This window comes from Hyphomicrobium sp., assembly GCF_019744875.1.
GTDB lineage: Bacteria > Pseudomonadota > Alphaproteobacteria > Rhizobiales > Hyphomicrobiaceae > Hyphomicrobium_C.
On sequence record NZ_JAIETU010000005.1, the window covers coordinates 482,281 to 504,137 of the forward strand.

Sequence of the window (21,857 nt, forward strand, 5' to 3'; positions counted from 1 at the left end):
GCGCCGGCTTACGATGGCCGCCGCCTGCGTGGCGCTGACTTCTGCGCTGTCGCGGCCGCCACGGCCGCCACCGTTGCGGCGACCTCGGCTTCGAGCCAGAGGCGCAATGCCGCCATGGCGCGGGTTTCCTTCCGGTCTGCCGCACGCACGACATAGTACCCGTAGCCATCGACAGTCACGGCGAACGGGCGCACGAGGCGTCCGCTCACCAGCGCGTCGCCTGCGATGATCTCATCGGCAAGCGCGAACCCCTGGCCGGCCTCGGCCGCCGGGACAGTCAGGTGCAAGCCGAGCGTCGGCCCTCCGGGACTCACGCTTTGGGCGATGCCCGCCGCCGTCAGCCATTCGATCCAGTCCCGACGCGACTCCTCCTGCAGGAGCAAAGTCGCGGGCAGATCAGCCGGAGAGCGGATGGATGACGCTTCGAGCAGCGCCGGGCTGCACACCGGCGTCATATGCGTTTGGACAAGTCGGTCGGCGGCGATGCCGCTCCAACCGCCGCGGCCATATCGGATTCCAACATCCGCCTCGTCGCGCGCGAAATCGGCGAGCCGGTTCGTCGAGTCCAGCACCAATTCAATTTCCGGATTGGCCGCTGTGAAGCGGCCGAGACGCGGGATCATCCACAGCGCGGCGAACGAGGGCTCGACACTGACGACGAGCTTCTGGGTCCGGCGGCGGCGGCCGGATGCGCTGTCGGTGGCATGACCCAGGATATCTAAGCCGCGCGTCACTTCTGCGGCGTAACCCTTGCCGCGTTCGGTCAGTTCGACGCCGCGCCCCGTGCGCACGAACAGCTTGATGCCGAGCCACGCTTCCAGATCGCGGATGTGACGGCTGACGGCGGCGTGCGTCACGTTCAGCTCGGCGGCGGCCAGCGTGAAACTCACGTGGCGGGCGGCGGCTTCGAACGCTTTCAGCGCATTGAGAGGCGGCAGACTTCGCGACATGAGGCCATGTAACAATTTCTTACATGCCATGTAAAGCATTGGCGTTTGTAGCGAAACGTCGTGCGGCGCACGGTGCTCCCAACAATTCGAAGGAGATCGCCATGCTTCTCGCAATCGAAAGTTTCGTACGGGTTTTTGAAGATCTGCTCGCGGGCCGGGCCAATGGCCGGGGCGCCGTTCGCGGTGCCAGTAACGATAACGACGACAGCGACGCGACGACACGCCGTTGGACTGCTGGGCGCCGCTAGGTGCTACTCGCCGGCCGAGCAGGTCGGGCACTGTCCGGCATCCCGTGACAGCGGCAGGCCGCAGGATCGGCACATCACGTGGGTGCCGGGCCGCACGCCATGCTCCAGCGACACCCGCTCGTCGAAGACGAAGCACTCGCCCTGCCACAGGCTCTGCTCGGGCGGGATCGTTTCGAGGTATTTTAGGATGCCGCCCTCGAGGTGATAGACCTCCGGAAAGCCCTGCGAGAGCAAATAGGCGGAGGCCTTCTCGCAGCGGATACCGCCGGTGCAGAACATCGCGACGCGCTTGTGCTTCGACGGATCCAGGTTAGCGCCGACGAAATCGGGAAACTCACTGAAGGCGCTCGTGCCGGGATCGATGGCGCCTTTGAACGTGCCGATGCCGACCTCATAGGTGTTGCGCGTGTCGACGACGATCACGTCGTCGCGGCTCACCAGCTCGTTCCATTGCTCGGGCGGAACATAGATGCCGACCTGCTTGCTCGGATCGGCCTCTGGACGGCGCAAGGTCACGATCTCGCGCTTGATCTTCACGCGCAGGTGGCCGAAAGGCGCTTCGTCGGCGTAGGATTCCTTGCTCACCAGATCGGCGAAGCGCGGATCGGCGCGCAGCCACGCCAGAGTGCTGCGGATAGCCGCGTCCGAGCCCGCGATGGTGGCGTTGATGCCTTCGGGTGCAATCAGGATCGTGCCCATGATGGCGCCGTGGCCGCAATGGGCGAACACGGCCTCGCGCAGCGCCTCGGGATTGTCGATCGCGACGAACTTGTAGAAGGCTGTGATGGTAACGGACATCGCGACTCTATCGATCCTGCTTGCTCTCTCAGGCGAGGCTTACCTGATGGCGGCCAGCTCATTCACCGCGCGTTTCACCGCATCGAACACGCCCGGATCGTTCATGGAGTGGCCGGCGGCCGGCACGATTTCGAGGCGGCATCCCGGCCAGCGGCGCGCAATCTCGTAGGCGGCGCGCGGCGGACACAGCAGGTCGTACCGGCTCTGGACGATCACGCCGGGAATTGAGCCCAGGCGGGAGGCGCCGTCAAGGAGCTGGCCGGGCGCCAGGAAAAAACCGTTGGCGATGTAGTGAGCCTCGACAATCGGGGTCGGAGGGATGCGGCCCGTGTCCGCGGGACCCTCCGCAATGACCGCCTCGCCGGGCAGGAATTCCGACAGAACGCGTTCGAACTGGAACCAGCGCCGGGCTGCCGGCCCGTGCACCGCCGGGTCCGGATCTCTCAAGCGCGCGACATAGGCGTTGAGCGGGTCGGCGCGTTCGCCCTCAGGAAGCGCTGCGACGAAGCTCTCGTAGAGGTCCGGACGCAACTGCTGCGGGGCTCGCCGGAACGCCCAATCCACTTCCTCGTCCGTGCCGAGAAAGACTGCGCGCATCACGAGCCCCGCCACCCGCTCGGGATGGGCTTGCGCGTAGGCAAGAGCCAGCGTCGAGCCCCAAGAGCCGCCGACGATCAACATTTTCTCGAAGCCGAAATGGACGCGAAGGCGTTCGATGTCGGCCACGAGGTGCTGCGTCGTGTTGGCGTGCGTGGCGAGATAGGGATGACTGCGCCCGGCGCCGCGCTGGTCGAACAGCACGGCGTGGAAGCGCGCGGCCTCGAACAACAGGCGATGGCCGTGCTGTGATCCGCTACCCGGACCGCCGTGCAGAAACAGCGCTGGAATTCCGCCGCGCGTCCCGATCTCCTCGGCATAGATCCAATGGCCATCGCCGACATCGAGCATCACGGCATCGAACGGGCGCGGCATGTCAGTTTGCGGTGGAGCGGTCACGGGGGGCTATGGTCCTTAAGCGTCCGATCACTCTGAGACAGAGCCCATCCCCGTGCAAGTGCCCAAATTCTAGGCGTTTCTCCGTCGCCTCAGTGAGGCATGGGACAGGAGGCATATTGGAACAGGACGGCAGGCATCCGCGTTCTCTGAGCCAACAGAGGGTGATGCCATGCTCATCAACTACGGGTTCGAGATCGCGATCAACGTTCCCCAGCCTACTCCGATCATTACGCTTCTCGATATCACGGAGGGGCGACGTGCCGACGTGCTGACGGAAAGCGCATTCGTGACGACGCCCGAGGTCTCGAACTCGCAATACCGCGACCAGTTCAACAATCGCTGTCGCCGCATGGTGGCGCCGCCGGGCGATTTTCGCATCACGCTCAACGGCACGATCCGCGACCGGGGCGAGCACGATTTCATCGGCACAAATTTGGCCGAAGTTCCGATCCCCGATCTGCCGGACGACGTGATCGTCTATCTGCTCGGAAGCCGCTATTGCGAAACCGATCAGCTTAGCGACATGGCCTGGAAGGAGTTCGGCGGCGTGACACCCGGGTGGTCGCGGGTGCAGGCGATCGTCGACTTCGTGCATCGCCGTTTGACGTTCGGCTATTCGCACGCGCGCGCGACCCGTACGGCCGCGGAAGCGCATCAGGAGCAGGTCGGCGTTTGCCGCGACTTTGCCCATCTCACCATTGCGCTGTGCCGGTGCCTCAACATTCCCGCGCGCTACGTCAACGGCTACCTCGGCGACATCGGCGTGCCGCGTGACCCGGCGCCCATGGATTTCAGCGCGTGGTGCGAGGTGTATCTCGGCGGGCGCTGGTGCACCTTCGACGCCCGCCACAACACGCCGCGGATCGGACGCATCGTCGTCGCGCGCGGCCGCGACGCAACGGATGTGCCGCTGCTGCACAGTTTCGGTCCGCACGTGCTGAAAACGTTCAAGGTCTGGACGGACGAGGTGAGCGAGGAAGCGCCGGCCGCCGCTTAAGCGGGCGCGCTGCGTCTAAGGCGCGGCGTGTTTGCGGGCCGCGACCTGATTGCGGATTTGCTCGGCAAACGCAGGCGCGCCGAAACAGCGGAACGTGAGCGTCGTGCCGTCGTCGCCGCGGACATCCACGATCCGCGTGACCCAGCCGAAACGATCCTCGACCGAGAGGACGCGGTCGAGAGCCACCGCCTGGGAGGTGTCGGCCGCATGCGCGGCGGCGTTGACGGCGTTCGGTCCGAAGTACACGGCGTCCTCCGTCAGCGTCACGGCGCCGCCGACCCAAAGACCGCCCATGCGCTGGCGCAGCCAATCCACGCCCGACGCGCCGCCGAACAGGAACATGCGCCTCGCGCCCGTGCTCATTTCAGCATCGGGAATGAAGGCGTTGGCGTACTTCCACGAAATGACTCGAGGCTCGGAGCCTCGGGATTCTGGGAGTGGGTGAGCCGCGGTCATGGGACGACCTCCGCGTGTGCTGAAATCCAAACCGGATCCAACTGACAAACGGCGGTCTCGGCTGTTCCCTCCGAAACTCGCCGTCCGGCTACACGTCCAGGTTGGCCACGGTGAGCGCGTTTTCCTGAATGAACTCGCGGCGCGGCTCGACGACATCGCCCATCAGCTTCGAGAAAATCTCGTCCACCTCGGACACGTCGCCGATCTTGACCTGCAGGAGCGTACGCACGTCGCGATCGAGCGTGGTTTCCCAGAGTTGCTCCGGGTTCATCTCGCCCAGACCTTTGTAACGCTGGAGCGACAGGCCCTTGCGGCCGGCCTCGTAGATCGCATCCAGGAGCGTGCGCGGCCCGAAGATGGTGAGCGTTTCGCCCTTGCGGCGCAGCTTCGTGCCGAGGCCGTACACCTCCGCCAGATGATGGCGCTTTTCATTGAGACGGCGCGCGTCGAGGGATGCCAGCAGTGCGCGGTCGAGAGCATGCGCCTCGGTGACGCCGCGCACCTCCCGCTTGAGCAGGAAGCCGTCGTTGCCGAACATGCCGTGCCAGCCCTTCTCCGTTTCTTCCGCGACCTCGTTGAGACGGGCTGCGATCATGGCGGCCGTGGCGTTGGCGCTTTCCGACGACTTGACCAGCTCCGTGTCGAACGCGCCGGCGATGGCGGCCTGCTCGACGACGAGGCGCGAATAGCGCGAATGAAGCTGATCAATGGCACCGACGATGCCGCGCGCCTGATCCACGATTTCGCGCAGATCCTTACCGGCGCGCTCCTCGCCGCCAGCCACGAGCACGTTGTCCTCAAGGCCTGAGTCGATCAGGTAGTCTTCGAGGGCGCGCTGGTCCTTAAGGTAGGTGCCGCTTTTGCCGCGGCTGACTTTGTAGAGCGGCGGCTGGGCGATGTAGACGTGGCCGTGCTCCACCAGATCGTGCATCTGGCGATAGAAGAACGTCAGCAGCAGCGTGCGGATGTGGGCGCCGTCGACGTCGGCGTCCGTCATGATGATGATCTTGTGGTAGCGCAGCTTCTTCAGGTCGAAGTCGTCGCGGATGCCGGTGCCGAGCGCGCCGATGATGTTCGTCACCTGCTCGGACGAGAGCATCTTGTCGATGCGCGCGCGCTCGACGTTGAGAATCTTACCTCGGATCGGCAGCACGGCCTGATACTCGCGCTTGCGGCCCTGCTTGGCGGAGCCACCGGCCGAGTCGCCCTCGACGATGAACAGCTCGGTGTTGGCGGGATCACGGTCCTGGCACTCGGCCAGTCCGCCCGGCAGACGCAGGCCGTCGAGCGCACTCTTGCGGCGCGTCAGTTCGCGCGCCTTGCGCGCCGCCTCGCGGGCAATCGCCGCTTCGACGATCTTGCCGACGATGGTCTTGGCTTCCTTCGGATGCTCCTCGAACCAGGCCGTCATCTCCTCGAAGACGACGCTTTCGACGACCGGCTTCACCTCGGAGGAGACGAGCTTGTCCTTCGTCTGGCTGGAGAACTTCGGGTCCGGAACCTTGACGGAGAGCACGCAGGTGAGGCCTTCGCGCGCATCTTCGCCGGAGAGGTCAACCTTCTCCTTTTTGGCGATGCCGCTATCGCCCGCGTACTTGTTGATGACGCGGGTGAGCGCGCCGCGGAAGCCCGCGAGATGCGTGCCGCCGTCGCGCTGCGGGATGTTGTTCGTGAAGCAGAGGACGTTCTCGTGGTAGCTGTCGTTCCACCACAGCGCGACCTCGACGCCGACGCGATCCTTTTCTGTGCGGATCATGATCGGCTCGGAAATGAGCGCCTGCTTGGAGCGGTCCAGATAGCGGACGAATGCGGCCGTGCCGCCGTCGTAGCTGAATTCCTCGCGCTTGATGTCGGCGTGGCGCGCGTCGGTCAGCACGACCTTCGCGCCCGAGTTCAGGAACGCGAGCTCGCGCAAGCGGTGCTCGAGCGTCGCGTAGTCGAACTCGATATTGGTGAACGTGTTCGGGCTCGGCAGGAACGACACCTCGGTGCCGCGATTGCCGTTGCCGTCGCCCACGACCTTGAGCGGCGCAACCGTGACGCCGTCGTTGAACTCGATCATATGCTCCTTGCCGTCCCGCCAGATGCGCGCGCGCAGCCACGTCGAGAGCGCGTTGACGACGGACACGCCGACGCCGTGCAGACCGCCCGACACCTTGTAGGAGTTCTGGTCGAACTTGCCGCCCGCATGCAGCTCCGTGAACACGATCTCGGCGGCGGAGCGCTTCGGATCCATGTCGTCGTCTTGCTTGATGCCGGTCGGAATTCCGCGCCCGTCGTCGCGCACTGTGCAGGAGCCGTCCGGGTTCAGCGTGACCTCGCACGCGTTGGCATGGCCGGCGAGAACCTCGTCGATGGCGTTGTCGACGACTTCGTAGATCATGTGATGCAGACCCGACCCGTCGTCGGTGTCGCCGATGTACATTCCGGGGCGTTTGCGCACAGCCTCCAGGCCCTTCAGCATCTTGATGCTGTCGGCGCCGTAGTCGTCGGGTGAGGGTGTTTTCTTGGCGGGTTGGGCGCTCATTCAGGACCTGTCGGAACGTGTCTTTTCTGTTCGACCGAAGTCTACCACAACGCCCCTTCGAACGGCGCAAAAAAGCACCTTTTCCCGGCGTTCTGGGGCTCTAAAAGCTTTATTCTATTCAATGCGTTGGCTGGGTGCGGCGGTAAAGTGTCCGGCTCAGCCTCCAGGTGTCACCAACCCGTGATCTACGCGCCAGAATTGCGCGCCTCCGACCAAACTGGAAAATGCCTGATGATCCGTTCCCGTCATCCAGGCCTGCGTGCCGAGCCGCAGCAGCTCCGCGAACAGAGCGCCGCGCCGGTCGCTGTCCAAATGGGCCGTCACCTCGTCCAGCAGCAGCATGGGCGTCATGCCGTCGCGCCGCACAGCGACCAGCTCGGCGTGCGCCAGCAACAGCCCGATCAGCAGCGCCTTCTGCTCGCCTGTCGACGAGAGCTTGGCGGCAATCCCCTTGGGGCCGTGGCTCACCGAGAGGTCGGAGCGGTGGGGGCCGTCGAGCGTGCGGCCAGCCGCCCGGTCGCGTTCGCGCGCCTCGCGCAACGTGCGGGCGTAGCCATCCTCGACGTCCACGGCAGGCCGCAGCGCGAGATCGTTGTCGACCGCGCCTTCGAGACGCGCCGCGCTCCACGGAAACGGGCTCGCCGGATCGCGCGCGCGGCGGGCTTCGATCATGGCCGTCAGGGCGGCCACGGCTTCGGCGCGGGCTGCGGCCATGGCGATGCCCATCTCGGCCATCACAAGCTCGAGGCCGTCGATGGCGCCGCCCCGCGTTACGCCGTCGGAGAGCATCCGGTTGCGCTGTGCCATGGCGCGCTCGAAGCGGCCGGCGCGGGTCCGGTGGCCGGGGTCGAAGCAGACGATCAGGCGATCGAGAAAGCGGCGGCGCTCGGAGGCGGGGCCGGTGAACAGTCCATCCGTCGCCGGGGTGATGCCGACCAGCTCCACATAGTCGCCGAGCGCGCCCGATCCGGATTTGGCGTCGCCGTCGATGCGCACGAGGCGGCCGGATGCGCGCTCGCCGCGCTGATCGTCCGGCGCGAGGCCCGTGCCGATGGCCACGGAGCCAACGGACGTATGGACGCGTGCGGCCACGCTCCAACTGCCGTCACCGCCGGCACGCGCGAGATCGGGAAACGGCGTCTGGCGCAGGCCCTGGCCGGGCGCGAGCAACGAGACCGCTTCGAGAATGTTCGTTTTGCCGGAGCCGTTGGGTCCGGTGAGGACGACCGGGCCGGGGGTGAGCTCGAGCGCGAGCGCGCCGTAGTTGCGGAAGCCCGTCAGCGTCAGGCGCTCGACCCAGAGGCGGGGTGCGGGGGCCGCGGCGTGGGGCGCGTCATGTTCGATCGCCGAGGCCAAACGTTGCATCTCGCATGTTCGATCGGAGCGCGCCCTCGCATGGCGCAGACAAGGGTTCGCGCATCCTGTTCATGTCTTCGCCGAGGCGTCTCTTCGCTGAGACGTCGCGTCGCCCGACGAAGAGGGCGCGCGGCACAGGAAGAACTCTAGACGCGCATCGGCATCAGCACGTAGAGGGCCGTCTGGTCTTCGCCGCCGCGGATCATGGTCGGCGAGCCCGCGTCGGCGAGCAGGAAGCGGGCTTCCTCGCCTTCGAGCTGGCCGGCGATGTCCAGGAGATACTTTGCGTTGAAGCCGATCTCGAGCGGGGCTGCCGAATAATTGACCTCGATCTCCTCGGTGGCGCTGCCGCCTTCCGGGTTGTTGACCGACAGCACCAGCTTGCTTTTCGCGAGATTGAGCTTCACGGCGCGGCCGCGCTCGCTGGCAATCGTCGAGACGCGATCGACGGCGCTGATGAAGTCCGCGTTGGCGACGCGCATTTCCTTGTCGTTGCCCTGCGGAATGACGCGGCCGTAGTCCGGGAAGGTGCCGTCGATGAGCTTCGACGTGAGCGTCACGGGGCCGATTTCAAAGCGCACCTTGGAGGCGGAAACCGAGACGTTGACGGTGTCGGCGCTTTCTTCGATCAGGCGATGAAGCTCGTGCACCGTCTTGCGGGGAATGATGACGCCCGGCATGCCCTCGGCGCCTTTCGGGCGCTGCAGCTCGGCCTGGGCGAGGCGGTGGCCGTCGGTCGCGACAGCGCGCAGCATCGACGTCGCGCCAGCGTCGGCGATGTGCAGATAGATGCCGTTGAGATAGTAACGCGTCTCCTCGGTCGAGATCGCGAAGCGCGTCTTGTCGATCAGGCGCTTCAAGTCCTTGGCCGCGACCTCGAAGGAATGGCCGAGATCGCCGGCGTTGATGTCCGGAAAATCCTCCGGCCCGAGCGTCTGCAGAGCAAAGCGGGCCTGGCCGGCCGCGAGCGTAAGGCGCTCCTTCTCGGCGTCGCGGCGGATATCGACCTGGCTGCCGTCCGGAAGCTTGCGCACGATGTCGTGCAGGATGTGGGCGGGAACGGTGACGGCGCCCGGCGCGCCGACTTCGGCCCGCACCTCTTCGATAACCTCGCGCTCGAGATCGGTCGCCTTCAGTTCGAGAGCCTGTCCCGAAGCCTTGAGCAGAACGTTGGAGAGAATGGGAATCGTCGTCCGGCGTTCGACGACGCTGGTCACGTGGCCGAGCGCCCTCAGAAGTTCACCGCGTTCGATCACGAGCCGCATCGGTTGCCTCGAATTTTGCGAGCCGCACCCTCACTCGAGGATGGCTCGCCGATGGGACGAAGGTTCGCCGTCCGACCTCTGACGACCAGAGGGGTGAAAAGGCTCAGCTTCATCATGGATGAAATATGGCGTGCGACGCACAACTTGCCCCGATCAGGGCCACCATTTCAAGTGGTCGCGCCCGGATTCCCGCCTGTTTCGCGTCGCGGTACGGCAATTTGCGCCCGCCCGGCCAAAAAGCTTCGGGAGCAGCATCCGAAGATACCGCTCCCGCCCCGCTCAGACATGGCGCCGATCTCCCTCGACAGGCCATGCCCAATTCTCGATTTCTTTGTTTTCTCAGCGTCCTGTTAGTGGCCGATCATCTTCTTCAGCTCGTCGATTTCGTCCCGCAGGCCCGCATCGCCGGCAATCACGCCTTCGATCTTGCGAATGGCATGCAGAACCGTCGTGTGATCGCGTCCGCCGAAGCGGCGTCCGATCTCGGGCAACGAGCGATGCGTCATCTGCTTGGCGAGATACATGCCGATCTGACGCGGCCAGACCACCGAGCGGTGACGGCGCTGTGAGAGGAGGTCCCCCTTCGACACACCGAAATGGCGCGAGATGATGCGAAGGATGTCCTCGATCTTGATCCGGCGCGGCTCGACGCCCTGGAACAGGTCGCGGACGACGTTCTCGGCGATGTCGAGCGTGATCGGGGCGTGCATATGCTGCCACGTCAGGAAGAGACGGTTGACCGCGCCTTCGAGCTCGCGGCCGCTTTCCGTCAGGCGGCTGGCCAGGATCTCGACCACGTCGCGCGACAGCTCGAACGTCGGATCGATGCTGCGCTTTTCAACCACGCGCTGCTCGACGACGCGCATGCGCAGCTCGTAGTCAAAGCTGCCGATTTCAGCCACGAGACCGCGCTGAAGGCGCGAGCGCATGCGCTCGTTCAGACGGTCGATCTGCGCGGGATGACGGGCCGAGGCCACGACGATCTGGCGGCCGCCGTCCAAGAGCGCGTTGATGATGTGGTCGAATTCCTGTTCGGTCTTTTCGCCCTGCATGAACTCGAGGTCGTCGATGAGCAGCAGGTTGATCGAGCGGAACTTCTCCTTGAAGGAGACCGCGTCCTGCGCGCGCAGCGCCTCGACGAACTGGTAGCGGAAGCGCTCGGCCGTGAGATAGAGCACCTGCGCGTTCTGCGCCCGGCGCTTCACCTCCCAGGCGACCGCCTGGAGGAGATGGGTCTTGCCCATGCCGACCGACGAATAGAGATAGAGCGGGTTGAAGGCGGGGCTGTCGGTCAGCACCGTTTCGGCGACCTGCATGGCGCCTGCATAGGCCATGCGGTTGGGAGCGCCGACAACGAAGTTCTCGAACGTGTGATGGGGATCGAGAGGCGAGCCCTCGAAGCCATCGACGCTCGTGCGCCCGGCGACGGGGCGGGGAATGGCAGCGGGACGAACCGGCTCGAACCCACCCATCGGGCGCAGCTCGGCGGTTGCTTCGCGCATCGGCTTGACAGGCTCGGCCGGTACGATGGCCGGACGCGACGACGATCCGCCGGGCTGGCGAACGAGCACTTCGACGTTTTCAGCCGTCTTGAACTCGAACCGGCAGCACGCCAGCAGCTCGTCGAGATAGTGCGATTGGATCCACTTGCGGAGGAACACGACCGGCACAGAGACCTTCACGGTCTTGCCGTCGAAATCGTCGAACTCAAGCGCGTTGAACCAGCTCGTGTAGATATCTTCACCCAGGCGGGCGCGCAGCGTGGCGCGCACCTTGGCGCCTTTTCCGGCCGTGCCCGTGACGTCACCGTTCGAACCTGCGTTCGAAACCGCCGGTACGGCATTGTTCGACACCGCAGGAGCGGTGACGGACTGGCCTACCGGGGCCCGAGCGGTCCGCTCGAGTGCCGTAAAAGATAGCTCCGCTTTTGAGATGGCATGCATAGACGTTTACCCCGCGCACTTGTTTGCTCCGTCTTCCGCAAGACGGATGACCCTGTGGCTCTGCCTGTTCGCCCAAACGGGCAGCGCCACTACTCGTTGACCCTCTAGCCTTGCTTCCAGGGCAGCCCGGCGGCCTTCCAGCCGGCCACCTGCCCTCGCTGCCGACGGTCGTCGAGAGGGCCCTCGAAACCGTCCGCAACATTGCGGCAGCGCGGATATCCCGCCTCTGCCATGACGTGCGCCGCCGCATGGCTGCGCGCGCCCGACCGGCATATGAAGAACAGCTCTGCGTCCTTCGGTACGCCGGACTTTTCGAGATGGCTCACCAACTTGTCGGCGAACTCAGGATCGACCTGAGAGTCCGGAAAGGTCTGCCACTCAACCGTCACAACACGCTTGTTCAGAGAGCTCAGATCGGGGAGTCCGACGAACGTCCATTCTGCTCTCGTCCGCACATCGACCAGAACAGCGTCGGCGTCAGCCTGGAGACGGGCCCAAGTTGCATCAGCGGGCACATCTTCAATTTTGACGGTGTCGTTCAAACTCTTAACCCCAACCTCGGCACCAGCAGCCTCGGAGCATCGCCCCAAACACAGATGGTTAATGAAGTAAGCATGCAGTAGACGCTCAGTAAAATGCTACCGCATTCCGAAGATACCTACGGAATACTCGCACTCAACTGAACTCATGAACAATTCAGGATGACTATACGCAACCAGACCCTGAGTCCGAGGCGGCGGGGGATACTAGACTTTACAGTCGATGTCGGCCCGTCGCGCTGACGAGGACTCTTTTAACGGGTCGCTAACTTCTTAGCAAGCGGGCGGGCGGGCGCAGAACCGGTTCGAAACCCGGGGGATGAGCGGTGGGTGCAACGTGGAAAACTTGAGTCCTATCCACAGCACCAGTGGGGAAACTCTTTGACCCGAAAGCCAATTCGAGAGCCCGCCAACGGGTGCCGAAACGAAATGCGGCGCTCGTGTGATGAGCGCCGCGGATGGTGTTTTTTGTTTGGTGGGGAGGCGGAGGGGAGCAGCTGGAAATTCGAGTCTTGGGAGACTGACCGAGAGCTGCCCCGAAATACCGTCACTTAGATGTCTTGAATGAGCGAGTCCGGATCGTTCGGGCGCTCTTCCCTGTGGCGAACAGGTGACATGTTGAGTGCTGACAAATAGAGCCAGCGAAAGAGCGGTGAATAGACCCCGCGGTTACGCCATCGCCTTGATGCGCTGAGCGAGGCGCGACACCTTACGGCTCGCCGTCTTCTGATGCATCACGCCCTTCTGAGCGGTGCGGACGAGAGCGGGCTGTGCGGACTTGAGGGCGGTTGCAGCGGCGTCCTTGTTGCCGGATGCGATCGCTTCCTCGACCTTGCGGACTTCAGACTTCACCGCAGAGCGGCGGTTCTTATTGATTGCAGTGCGGCTCACCATCTGGCGAGCGGCTTTCTTTGCCGATTTCGTATTGGCCATCTCAACTTCCTTCTTTGCGGAGAGCCGAGACCCAGCCGGGCGGCCTCTCCATGACTTTAGCGACTGTACGACGTATCCATTCCGCGCCGGGGCATATGCCCGGACAAACCCGTGCCCGCAGGCGCTGGCTGAAATGCGTTGACCGCCCGAAACCTGCGTTCCGAGCGGCTTTTCGATGAGACCGCCGACCCCGTTTTGGGCGGGATTGCTGGTCCGATGGCAGGTCTATAGCTTCGGGGTGTGTGCGCGGTCAACGGATTTGGCCGGATTCCGGGGGTCTGCGGCGTTGGAAGCGGCGATTTCAGGCCGTTTTCCATTTGATCGAGCAGCCGACGGAGGGCGCCTGATCGGCCGGGCCGCGGCCGGTGGCGGCTACGGCCTTCATGGCCCCGAACAGATCGCGTCGGGCGCCGGCCGGGGCGGGGTTCTTGCCGCTGGCGTCCAGCCGGCCCCGGTACTGCAGACCCAGGCCAGCGTCGAAGCCGAAAAAGTCCGGCGTGCAGACCGCCTGGTAGCGGCGGGCGACGTCCTGGCTCTCGTCGTAGAGGTAGGGGAACGGAAAGCCGTGTGCGGCCGCTGTCTCGGCCATGCGCTCGAAGCTGTCCTCGGGATAGGCCGTCGCGTCGTTCGACGAGATCGCGACCGTCGCGACGCCGAGGGCTGCGAGATCGCGCGCGTCGCGCACGATGCGCTCGAGCACCGCCTGGACGTAGGGGCAGTGGTTGCAGATAAACATGACGAGGGTGCCCTTCGGGCCGCGCAGCTCGTCGAGGGTGTATATCCGGCCGTCGGTCGCCGGGAGCCGGAAGGCGGGTGCGGCCCATCCGAAGTCGCATAGGGGCGTCTGCTCGGCCATAGCGAAATCTCCTTGAGCTCAATCGCGGTCTTCAATTTCGTGCTTCCTATCGGGCACTCTCTCTGCACGGCTTCGCCATGACCGGTTCCCACTTTTCCGGAAGCACTCTGTTTTATCGTGCTTCTTATCGGAAAACCGGTTCCCACTTTTCCGGAAGCACTCTCCGAAAGCACTCTAGGCCCGCGCCGTCAGGGGGCGCGACTTGCGGCGAGCCGTCCGGCGTCGAGGTGCTCGAAATCGAGCGTCGTCTTTGCGAACACGCGGGCGCGTGCGCTCGCTTCAACAGTATCGCCGGTGGTCAGCAAAACGAGGCTTGGCGGTGCGGCGTTCCCCGATGCGCCATCCGCTGCCGGCGTCTCGCCGAGATAGTGCGGGTGGCGCGAGAGATAGTCTTCAAGGCTGTCGGCGACGATCTGGGGCTGCGAGAGAATGCGCGTGGCAGCCGGCAGATGGCGGCGGAACAGGTGCTCGACGAGCGGGAAATGCGTGCAGCCCAGAATGGCGCGATGCGGCGGCTCGCCGCCCGACTGCGCCATCGCGCCGTCGATGCCGGCGACGACCAGGCGCTCCAGGCTCTCTTCGGGAACGTCGCGCTCGATCGCGCCCGCCAACTCGGCGCAGACCTGCTGCACGACCGTGACCTTCGGGCAGCGCTTGCGGATCTCTTCGGCATAGACGTTGGACGCGATGGTGCGCGTGGTGCCGAAGACGGCGATGCGATCGGTGAGGAACTTCTGCGGATACTGGGGCGTGGTGACGGCCCAGGGCGTCTGCGTGGCGGCTTCGACGGTCGGCGCAACAATGCCGACAACGTTGTGGCCCACCGCGGCCCAGGGCGTGGACGGAAGCCACGTCGTTTGCAGACGGCGGGCGGCCACGGCGGTGGCCGTATTGCAGCCGAGCAGCACCAGCTTGCAGCCGCGCTCAAACAGCGCCTCGACGCCGATACGCGTCAAGTCGATGATGTCTTCCGACGGCCGGTCGCCGTACGGGACGTGGGCGTGATCGCCCAGATAGACAAAGGATTGCCCGGGAAAGCGCTCGGTCAGCGCCGAAAGCACCGTGAGACCGCCGAGGCCAGAATCGAAGACGCCAATCATGCGCGCCACTGATGGCAGGGAACGGCCGACGCGGTCAACTGCCTCGGCCCCCGGATGTCCATCGCAAGACTTCGCAGGCTATTCCGCCGCTTCCGACGGCGAACGCCCTGCGGCTGCCTCGTCCTGCTCGGCGGACTTCAGTGCATCGAGGCTCGGCATCGAGATCGTGCTGTAGCCGCAGTCGACGAAATGGACTTCGCCGGTCACTGCCGCGGAGAGGTCCGACAGGAGATAGAGCGCGGAGCCGCCGACATCGTTGAGGCTCGGCGTGCGGCGGAGCGGCGAATGCTCCTTCTGGAAGTTGAAGATGACGCGAGCGTCGGACACGCCGGCGCCCGACAGCGTGCGCATCGGACCTGCCGACATCGCGTTGACGCGGATGCCCTGCGGGCCAAGGTCGGCGGCGAGATAGCGCACGGACGCTTCGAGCGCGGCCTTGGCAACACCCATCACGTTGTAGGAGGGGACGGAGCGTGTGGCGCCGCCGTAGCTCAGCGTCAGCAGCGATCCGCCGTTCGGCATAAGCGGCATGGCGCGCTGCGCGATCTCGGTGAACGAGAAGCACGAGATCGCCATGGTGTTCGTGAAGTTCTCGCGCGTCGTGTTGACGTAACGGCCGGACAGCTCCTTGGGATCGGAGAAAGCGAGCGCGTGCACGACGAAATCGAGGCTGCCCCAGACTTCCTTGACCCGGTCGAAGACCTTGTCGACGGTGGCGAGGTCGAGCACGTTGCACGGCTCGATGATCTCCGCGCCGATCGATTGGGCCAGCGGCACGGCGCGGCGGCCGAAGGCGCCGTCCTGGTAGCTGAAGCCGAGCTTGGCGCCCTGCCCATGAAGCGCGCGTGCAATGCCCCAGGCGATGGAACGATCGTTCGCAACGCCCATGATCAATCCGCGCTTGCCCGCCATCAGGGGACCAGGATTCGAAAGGTCGTATTCGGCCATGGAAGTCCTCGCACTCGCACCAAACTTGCGGCCGATCTCGAACCAGCCGCTTCCATTTTTGTAAACTTTCATACCCGGCACGTCCTTCGGGGCCGATCCCCTATGGCGCGCAGCCGTGCAAGAATTCAGCCATTATAGCGATTGAACACCAGAGTTGCATTTGTCCCGCCGAAACCGAAGCTGTTCGACATGACACAGTTAAGCTCCGTGTTGTCGATGCGGGCACGGACAATCGGCATGTCTTCGAATGCGGGATCCAGCTCCTCGATATTGGCACTCTCACAGATGAACCCGTTGTTCATCATGAGGATCGAGAAGATGCTCTCTTGCACCCCAATGGCGCCCAATGAATGTCCCGTAAGGGACTTCGTCGCCGAAATTTTCGGGATCGTTTTACCGGCGAAGACCTGCCGGATGGCCTCGATCTCCTTGAGATCGCCCACGGGCGTGGCCGTCGCGTGCGGGTTGATGTAGTCGACCGGATGAGCAAGCCCCTTGCCGTCCAGGCCCTTCATGGCGAGCTGCATGCAGCGGGCCGCGCCTTCGCCGGACGGAGCCACCATGTCGTGGCCGTCGGATGTCGCGCCGTAGCCCACGATCTCGGCGTAGATTTTTGCACCACGCGCCTTGGCGCGCTCGAGCTCTTCCAGCACCAGCACGCCCGCGCCGCCCGCGATGACGAAGCCGTCACGATTCTTGTCGTAGGCGCGGCTGGCGGTCGCCGGTGTATCGTTGTAGCGGGACGACATGGCGCCCATGGCGTCGAACAGCACCGAGAGCGTCCAATCGAGCTCTTCGCAGCCGCCCGCGAACATCACATCCTGCTTGCCCCACTGGATCATCTCGGCGGCGTTGCCGATGCAGTGGGCCGACGTCGCGCAGGCCGACGCGATGGAGTAGTTGACGCCCTTGATCTGGAAGCTCGTGGCGAGCGCGGCCGAGGGGCCCGAGCACATCGCCTTGGGGACCTCGAACGGCCCGACCTTCTTCGGATCCTTCTGGCGGGTCGTGTCGGCCGCCCAGACGATGGCGCGCGTGGAGGGGCCGCCCGACCCCATGACGATGCCCGTGCGCTCGTTGACGACTTCGCCCGGCTCGAGGCCGGAGTCGCGGATCGCCTGATCCATCGCGATGTAGTTCCAGCCCACGCCCGCTTCCATGAAGCGCTTCGGCTTGCGCGGCACCTGGGCTTCCCAGTCGAGCTTCGGCTCGCCGTGCACCTGGCAGCGGAACCCGAGCTCGGCGTACTTGTCCGCCTTGACGATTCCGGACTTGGCCTCACGCAACGAGGCCAGCACCTCCTGGGTCGTGTTCCCGATCGAAGACACGATGCCCATGCCGGTGACGACTACTCGCCTCATCGACAACCCCTTCCTCGCCTCGAAGACATTTCGTGCACGTCTGCCGCCTTCATGCTCACGCGGCCGCCGGCGCTTCACCGCTCTCGAACAGGCCGACGCGCAGGTCCGTGGCCGTGTAGATCACCTGACCGTCCGCTTTCAGCGTTCCATCTGCAATGGCCAGCTTCAAGCGCCGCAGGATGACCCGTTTCATGTCGACAACGTACTCTACCTTTTTGACCGAAGGCAGAACCATGCCGGTGAATTTGACCTCGCCGACGCCAAGGGCGCGGCCGCGTCCCGGCGCACCAAGCCAGCCGAGGAAAAAGCCCGTCATCTGCCAGAGCGCGTCCAGCCCCAGGCAGCCGGGCATCACGGGATCGCCCTTGAAGTGGCAATCGAAGAACCAGTCGAGGCGCTCGTTGCCGGCCACCGCCAGCTCGGCCACGATCTGGCCCTTGCCGTGCGCGCCACCGTCTTCAGATACCAGGGAAATGCGGTCGAACATCAGCATCGGCGGCAGCGGCAACTGCGCATTGCCCGGCCCGAACAGCTCACCGCGTCCACATGCAAGAAGATCGTCGAATTCGTAGCTTGAACGGCGCTCGGCCATAGATCCGTTTCATCCCTCTCAGGTGCGCACGTCCGGGTTCGCCCCAAGCCGCGTTGTCTAGCACATCCGGCAGACGTTCAAACGATATTAAGGCTCACCGTCAAGTCGTGGGTTCGGAAGGGAGGCGGATTGTCCAGAGGACATGCGCGAATCGCGCCTCGGAGCCCCGCGGAGGCGCCTGGCAGCCCAGGCCCGCCTTTTTCACGGCAGAATAGGAGTTTACCCCGAAAAAAGGCCGTTCGCCTACGGGTTGCGATTGCGTACGCCTCCTTTTATACTGACGTGGTAGCATAATGTAGCCGTTCACGCGGCCGACAACCCTGGGCAGGCCGCTGTCCCGGATAGCGAGTTTGATTTTTCATGATCGAAGACGTCACGGACGACCTAAATTCCGGCGCCGGCGAGGAGAGTCTCGCGGAGGGCGCGCTTGCGCCTCTGCAGTCGTCAATCGCAGAGCGCCTGCGCAGGGCCGGCCTGCGTCCGACGCGCCAGCGCGTGGCACTCGGTACGCTGCTGCTCGGCGGCGAGGATCGGCACGTCTCGGCTGAAATGCTGCACGCGGAAGCGCTGGCACAGGGCGAGCACGTGTCGCTGGCTACCGTCTACAACACGCTGCACCAGTTTACGGGCGCGGGCCTTCTGCGCGAGCTGGCGATCGACGGCGGCAAAGCCTACTTCGACACCAACGTGTCGAACCACAACCACTTCTTCATCGAAGAGCACGGCCAGCTGATGGACATCCCGGGCGACACGATCCGCGTCGACGGGCTGCCCGAGCCGCCCGAGGGCATGCGCGTCAGCCATATCGACGTCGTCGTGCGTCTGGTGCCCATAAAGCCTTAGCGCCGTTGGTCGATCAGTTGACGACCTCGTTCTCGTAAACACCCCAAAGCTGTTTCTGGAGCACGTAGCCCCGGAAGCGATCGATCGTGACATGACACCAGCGCCCGTCGCAGGAATGGACGTTGGCGATCACACCGGCCTCGACATTGACCACGGCGCGCGATCTCTCGCTGTCGCTGTCGCGAACAGGCACCTGGGGCGCCGCCTGCCCCGGTTTCACGTCCCAGGGCGTTACAAGCGCCGTGCGCCGCCCGGACAGCAGAGATTGCACCACCCACCCGGTCGCGCCTTCCGCATCGCGCACCTGCCGCCAGCCCTCGAGCTCGCTCAGCACCTCGAGCGGCAGCCCCGCCTGTCGGTAAACCCAGGATGTCGGGTAGTCCGTGCCGGGGCCCGCGCGCAGGTTCACGCGATCGGCCTTCAGGCTGACGAACCGGGGCAGCGGCAGGCCGCTTTCCGATTTGCCCGTGCTCGCGGCCGGGCCCGCTTGGGCCGATGGGGCCGCCGCGCCCGCCAGGGCTGCATCCGCCAGGACTGTTCCGGCAGCGGCCATGGCCATGACGGCCGCGACCGCGCCCACTGCCCCGCGCGCCATCCAAGCCTTCCGGCTCCGCTTCATGCCCATGCCCCGCACATTGCCCTTTTGTACAGACTCCTTATTGATGCGCCCAGACAATCCATCACTTTGTCACGGACATGACCTTCTGTTAGACACTGCCTGAACCTAGGACACGTTCGCGTTGCAAAACATGGAACCGCGACGGGAACGTGCTTCAAATCCCAGTTTTCGGACCTGATCACGGTTTCGACGCACGAACGCTCGTTGCCGCAGATTGAAGCTCCCTGCCGCCGGTGGAAGACATATGCCCAGCCCTGTGAAGAAGCCAGTCGTCATCGTCACGCGCAAGCTGCCGGACGTGGTCGAAACGCGCATGCGCGAACTGTTCGATGCGCGCCTCAACGCCGACGACACGCCCATGACGCAAGCCCAGCTCGCCGACGCCGTGAAGGTCGCTGACGTGCTGGTGCCGACCGTGACGGACCGGATCGATCGCGCGGTCATCTCGCAGGCCGGGCCGCAGTTGCGCCTGATCGCCAACTTCGGCACCGGCGTCGACAACGTCGATCTCGATACGGCGCGCAACCGCGCCATCACCGTCACCAACACGCCGGGCGTGCTGACCGAAGACACCGCCGACATGACCATGGCGCTGATCCTGGCCGTGCCGCGCCGCGTGCCGGAAGGCGCCGCCTATCTTCGCGACCCCAAGAACAAGTGGGCCGGCTGGTCGCCGACGTGGATGCTCGGCAACCGCATTTTCGGCAAGCGCCTCGGCATCGTCGGCATGGGCCGCATCGGCCAGGCCGTCGCCCAGCGGGCCAAGGCGTTCGGGCTGCAGATCCACTATCACAACCGCAAGCGCCTCTCGTCCGATGTCGAGCAGGAGCTCGACGCGACGTACTGGGAAAGCCTCGACCAGATGCTGAGCCGCATGGACATCGTGTCGATCAACTGCCCGCATACGCCGGCGACCTATCATCTGCTGTCGGCACGGCGCCTGAAGCTGCTGAAGCCCACCGCTTACATCGTCAACACGGCGCGCGGCGAGGTGATCGACGAGAACGAGCTTGCACGCATGATCGAAGCGGGCGCCATCGCCGGCGCCGGTCTCGACGTGTTCGAGCACGAGCCCGCCATCAATCCCAAGCTGCTGGCCTCCGACCGCGTGGTCGCGCTGCCGCACATGAGCTCGGCCACCATCGAAGGCCGCATCGACATGGGCCAGAAGGTGATCATCAACATCAAGGCCTTCCTGGACGGCCATGCGCCGCCGGACAAGGTCCACCCGGCGATGTTCTGATCCGGCCAGCCGGCACTCAGCTCATGTAGTGCGTAGCGACCAGCACGTAGAACGCCACGGTGGCGAGGTAGCCCGCAACCAGCCAGTTGCGGCTTGCCTCCGTGATGGGCTCGGTGCGGCGGCGTGAGGCGGCCGGGCGGAACACCATGGGTGCGGTGAGGGACAGGATCGCCGTCAGCACGTACCATTCGAGATAGACCGAGACGCCCGCGCCCACGATGAGCGTCAGCATGTTGATGACGGACGCGATTTCCGGGTCCGATCGCGACAGCGCGGCATCGACGATCTGGCCGCCATCGAGCGGGAGCACGGGGGCGAGGTTGATGCCGTTGAGGATGGCGCTGGCCAGCGCCAGCACCTCGAACATGGGATCTTCCGTCACGACGGCGCCGGCGACGAACGCGCCGGTCGTCAGCACGGAGAAACCCGGCCCCATGAGCGCGACAAAGCCGCGTTCCCCCTCATTGCGGTGTCGCGCCGCCGACACGGCCACGCCGCCGATGAACGGTATGAAGTAGACCCCCTGCACCGGCAGTCCGACCCAGCGCATGGCAATCGCATGCCCGCCTTCATGTATGACGAGCAGCAACAGGAGAACGGCCGCGAACTGCCAGTTGAACAGGTAGCTGAAGCTTGCGTAGGTGAGCGCGCCGGTCAGCACGGCCGCGCCGAGACGCGAAGCGGGCGGCTTGGCGGTTCCGGCTTCCTTTTCGCAATAGCGCTTGAGACGCCGCCCGTTGATGCGGGCGCCGAGCGGAATCAGCACGCGGCTCCAGAACGTCTTGTGGGTGAGTTCATGCACCATGGTGAGGCGCGTCGCGTCCCCGCGCGGCTCGAAGGTGCACGCAACGAAGTGGTCGCGGCCCGGCGCGACGCTCGGCGCGCTGCCGTCATTCAGGATCTCGATGAGCAGGGCCTCGCGGGGGCGGTTTTCAACCTCGCGGTAGGCCATCTCGATGGCTTTGTCGCCGACCGTGACGTGACCTTCGTAGACGTCCGATGTTCCGGGACGGGGCGCCACCTTGATGCCGATCTGCTGGGGGCCGTCGAACTCGATTTCGTGAGCCGAGCAGGCGCGCCAGACGATATCGACGGGCGCATCGATATCGACGGCGGCGACGTAGCGGCGACGCTTCCGGCCGAACAGCGCATCGGCGGCGGCGTTCATGAGCAGGTACAGGGATGTCAGAAGATCGGTGACCAGCGTCATCGCTCAGCTTTCGGTCGGCGTGAAAGGATAAGCATGCACGGTCCCGGTTGGACGAGGGACCGCCGCATCGTGATCGC

20 protein-coding genes are annotated in these 21,857 nt (G+C 65.0%); 3 read left to right on the forward strand and 17 right to left on the reverse strand.

What is annotated here, in order from left to right; translation table 11 throughout:
• Positions 1-8 precede the first annotated feature (8 nt).
• The 3 genes from gcvA to pip form a co-directional block, all read right to left on the reverse strand.
• A complete protein-coding gene (gene gcvA, locus K2Y42_RS12260) occupies positions 9-950 on the reverse strand; it encodes a transcriptional regulator GcvA (protein ID WP_291152785.1) in 942 nt (313 codons plus the stop codon).
• A 251-nt stretch (positions 951-1,201) separates the two neighbouring features.
• Positions 1,202-1,996, reverse strand: a complete 795-nt coding sequence (locus K2Y42_RS12265) for a rhodanese-related sulfurtransferase (protein WP_291152788.1) — start codon at positions 1,994-1,996, stop codon at positions 1,202-1,204.
• A gap of 39 nt (positions 1,997-2,035) precedes the next feature.
• Positions 2,036-2,992, reverse strand: coding sequence for a prolyl aminopeptidase (gene pip / locus K2Y42_RS12270; RefSeq protein ID WP_291152791.1), 957 nt, complete (start codon positions 2,990-2,992; stop codon positions 2,036-2,038).
• 169 nt (positions 2,993-3,161) lie between these two features.
• Here pip and K2Y42_RS12275 point away from each other — a divergent pair, with 169 nt between their 5' ends.
• Positions 3,162-3,989: a transglutaminase family protein gene (locus tag K2Y42_RS12275; RefSeq protein WP_291152793.1), complete on the forward strand. Its 828-nt coding sequence runs from the start codon at positions 3,162-3,164 to the stop codon at positions 3,987-3,989.
• 15 nt (positions 3,990-4,004) lie between these two features.
• Here K2Y42_RS12275 and K2Y42_RS12280 read toward each other — a convergent pair whose 3' ends face one another.
• From K2Y42_RS12280 to fabA, 12 genes are all read right to left on the reverse strand, one after another.
• Entirely contained in the window at positions 4,005-4,445 is a 441-nt protein-coding gene (locus K2Y42_RS12280; protein ID WP_291152795.1) for a hypothetical protein, read from the reverse strand.
• Between the two features lie 88 nt (positions 4,446-4,533).
• A complete protein-coding gene (gene gyrB, locus K2Y42_RS12285; protein WP_291152797.1) occupies positions 4,534-6,972 on the reverse strand; it encodes a DNA topoisomerase (ATP-hydrolyzing) subunit B in 2,439 nt (812 codons plus the stop codon).
• A gap of 156 nt (positions 6,973-7,128) precedes the next feature.
• A complete protein-coding gene (gene recF, locus K2Y42_RS12290) occupies positions 7,129-8,337 on the reverse strand; it encodes a DNA replication/repair protein RecF (RefSeq protein WP_291152799.1) in 1,209 nt (402 codons plus the stop codon).
• A gap of 137 nt (positions 8,338-8,474) precedes the next feature.
• On the reverse strand, positions 8,475-9,593 hold the full coding sequence (dnaN, locus tag K2Y42_RS12295) for a DNA polymerase III subunit beta (RefSeq protein WP_291152801.1): 1,119 nt from the start codon (positions 9,591-9,593) through the stop codon (positions 8,475-8,477).
• A gap of 350 nt (positions 9,594-9,943) precedes the next feature.
• Positions 9,944-11,446, reverse strand: a complete 1,503-nt coding sequence (gene dnaA / locus K2Y42_RS12300; protein ID WP_291152803.1) for a chromosomal replication initiator protein DnaA — start codon at positions 11,444-11,446, stop codon at positions 9,944-9,946.
• 194 nt (positions 11,447-11,640) lie between these two features.
• Positions 11,641-12,078, reverse strand: coding sequence for a rhodanese-like domain-containing protein (locus K2Y42_RS12305; protein ID WP_291152805.1), 438 nt, complete (start codon positions 12,076-12,078; stop codon positions 11,641-11,643).
• A 666-nt stretch (positions 12,079-12,744) separates the two neighbouring features.
• Positions 12,745-13,008 carry a 30S ribosomal protein S20 gene (rpsT, locus tag K2Y42_RS12310; RefSeq protein ID WP_291152807.1) on the reverse strand — a complete coding sequence of 88 codons (264 nt, stop codon included), beginning with the start codon at positions 13,006-13,008 and terminating at the stop codon, positions 12,745-12,747.
• A gap of 301 nt (positions 13,009-13,309) precedes the next feature.
• Positions 13,310-13,864: a thioredoxin family protein gene (locus K2Y42_RS12315; RefSeq protein ID WP_291152809.1), complete on the reverse strand. Its 555-nt coding sequence runs from the start codon at positions 13,862-13,864 to the stop codon at positions 13,310-13,312.
• Positions 13,865-14,052: 188 nt separating this feature from the next.
• Positions 14,053-14,964 carry an aspartate/glutamate racemase family protein gene (locus tag K2Y42_RS12320; protein ID WP_291152811.1) on the reverse strand — a complete coding sequence of 304 codons (912 nt, stop codon included), beginning with the start codon at positions 14,962-14,964 and terminating at the stop codon, positions 14,053-14,055.
• Between the two features lie 78 nt (positions 14,965-15,042).
• Positions 15,043-15,912, reverse strand: a complete 870-nt coding sequence (locus K2Y42_RS12325; RefSeq protein WP_291152812.1) for an SDR family oxidoreductase — start codon at positions 15,910-15,912, stop codon at positions 15,043-15,045.
• Between the two features lie 125 nt (positions 15,913-16,037).
• Entirely contained in the window at positions 16,038-17,273 is a 1,236-nt protein-coding gene (fabB, locus tag K2Y42_RS12330) for a beta-ketoacyl-ACP synthase I (protein ID WP_291152815.1), read from the reverse strand.
• A gap of 55 nt (positions 17,274-17,328) precedes the next feature.
• The gene (gene fabA / locus K2Y42_RS12335) at positions 17,329-17,865 is read right to left on the reverse strand and encodes a 3-hydroxyacyl-[acyl-carrier-protein] dehydratase FabA (RefSeq protein WP_291152818.1); all 537 of its coding nucleotides are present in this window, start codon (positions 17,863-17,865) and stop codon (positions 17,329-17,331) included.
• Between the two features lie 360 nt (positions 17,866-18,225).
• Here fabA and irrA point away from each other — a divergent pair, with 360 nt between their 5' ends.
• Positions 18,226-18,708, forward strand: a complete 483-nt coding sequence (gene irrA / locus K2Y42_RS12340; protein ID WP_291152820.1) for an iron response transcriptional regulator IrrA — start codon at positions 18,226-18,228, stop codon at positions 18,706-18,708.
• Between the two features lie 13 nt (positions 18,709-18,721).
• Here the strand turns inward: irrA and K2Y42_RS12345 are convergent, their stop codons facing one another.
• On the reverse strand, positions 18,722-19,327 hold the full coding sequence (locus tag K2Y42_RS12345; RefSeq protein ID WP_291152822.1) for an SH3 domain-containing protein: 606 nt from the start codon (positions 19,325-19,327) through the stop codon (positions 18,722-18,724).
• Positions 19,328-19,571: 244 nt separating this feature from the next.
• Here K2Y42_RS12345 and K2Y42_RS12350 point away from each other — a divergent pair, with 244 nt between their 5' ends.
• The gene (locus K2Y42_RS12350) at positions 19,572-20,570 is read left to right on the forward strand and encodes a D-glycerate dehydrogenase (RefSeq protein WP_291152825.1); all 999 of its coding nucleotides are present in this window, start codon (positions 19,572-19,574) and stop codon (positions 20,568-20,570) included.
• A gap of 16 nt (positions 20,571-20,586) precedes the next feature.
• Here K2Y42_RS12350 and K2Y42_RS12355 read toward each other — a convergent pair whose 3' ends face one another.
• Positions 20,587-21,780, reverse strand: a complete 1,194-nt coding sequence (locus K2Y42_RS12355) for a hypothetical protein (protein WP_291152828.1) — start codon at positions 21,778-21,780, stop codon at positions 20,587-20,589.
• Between the last annotated feature and the right edge of the window lie 77 nt (positions 21,781-21,857).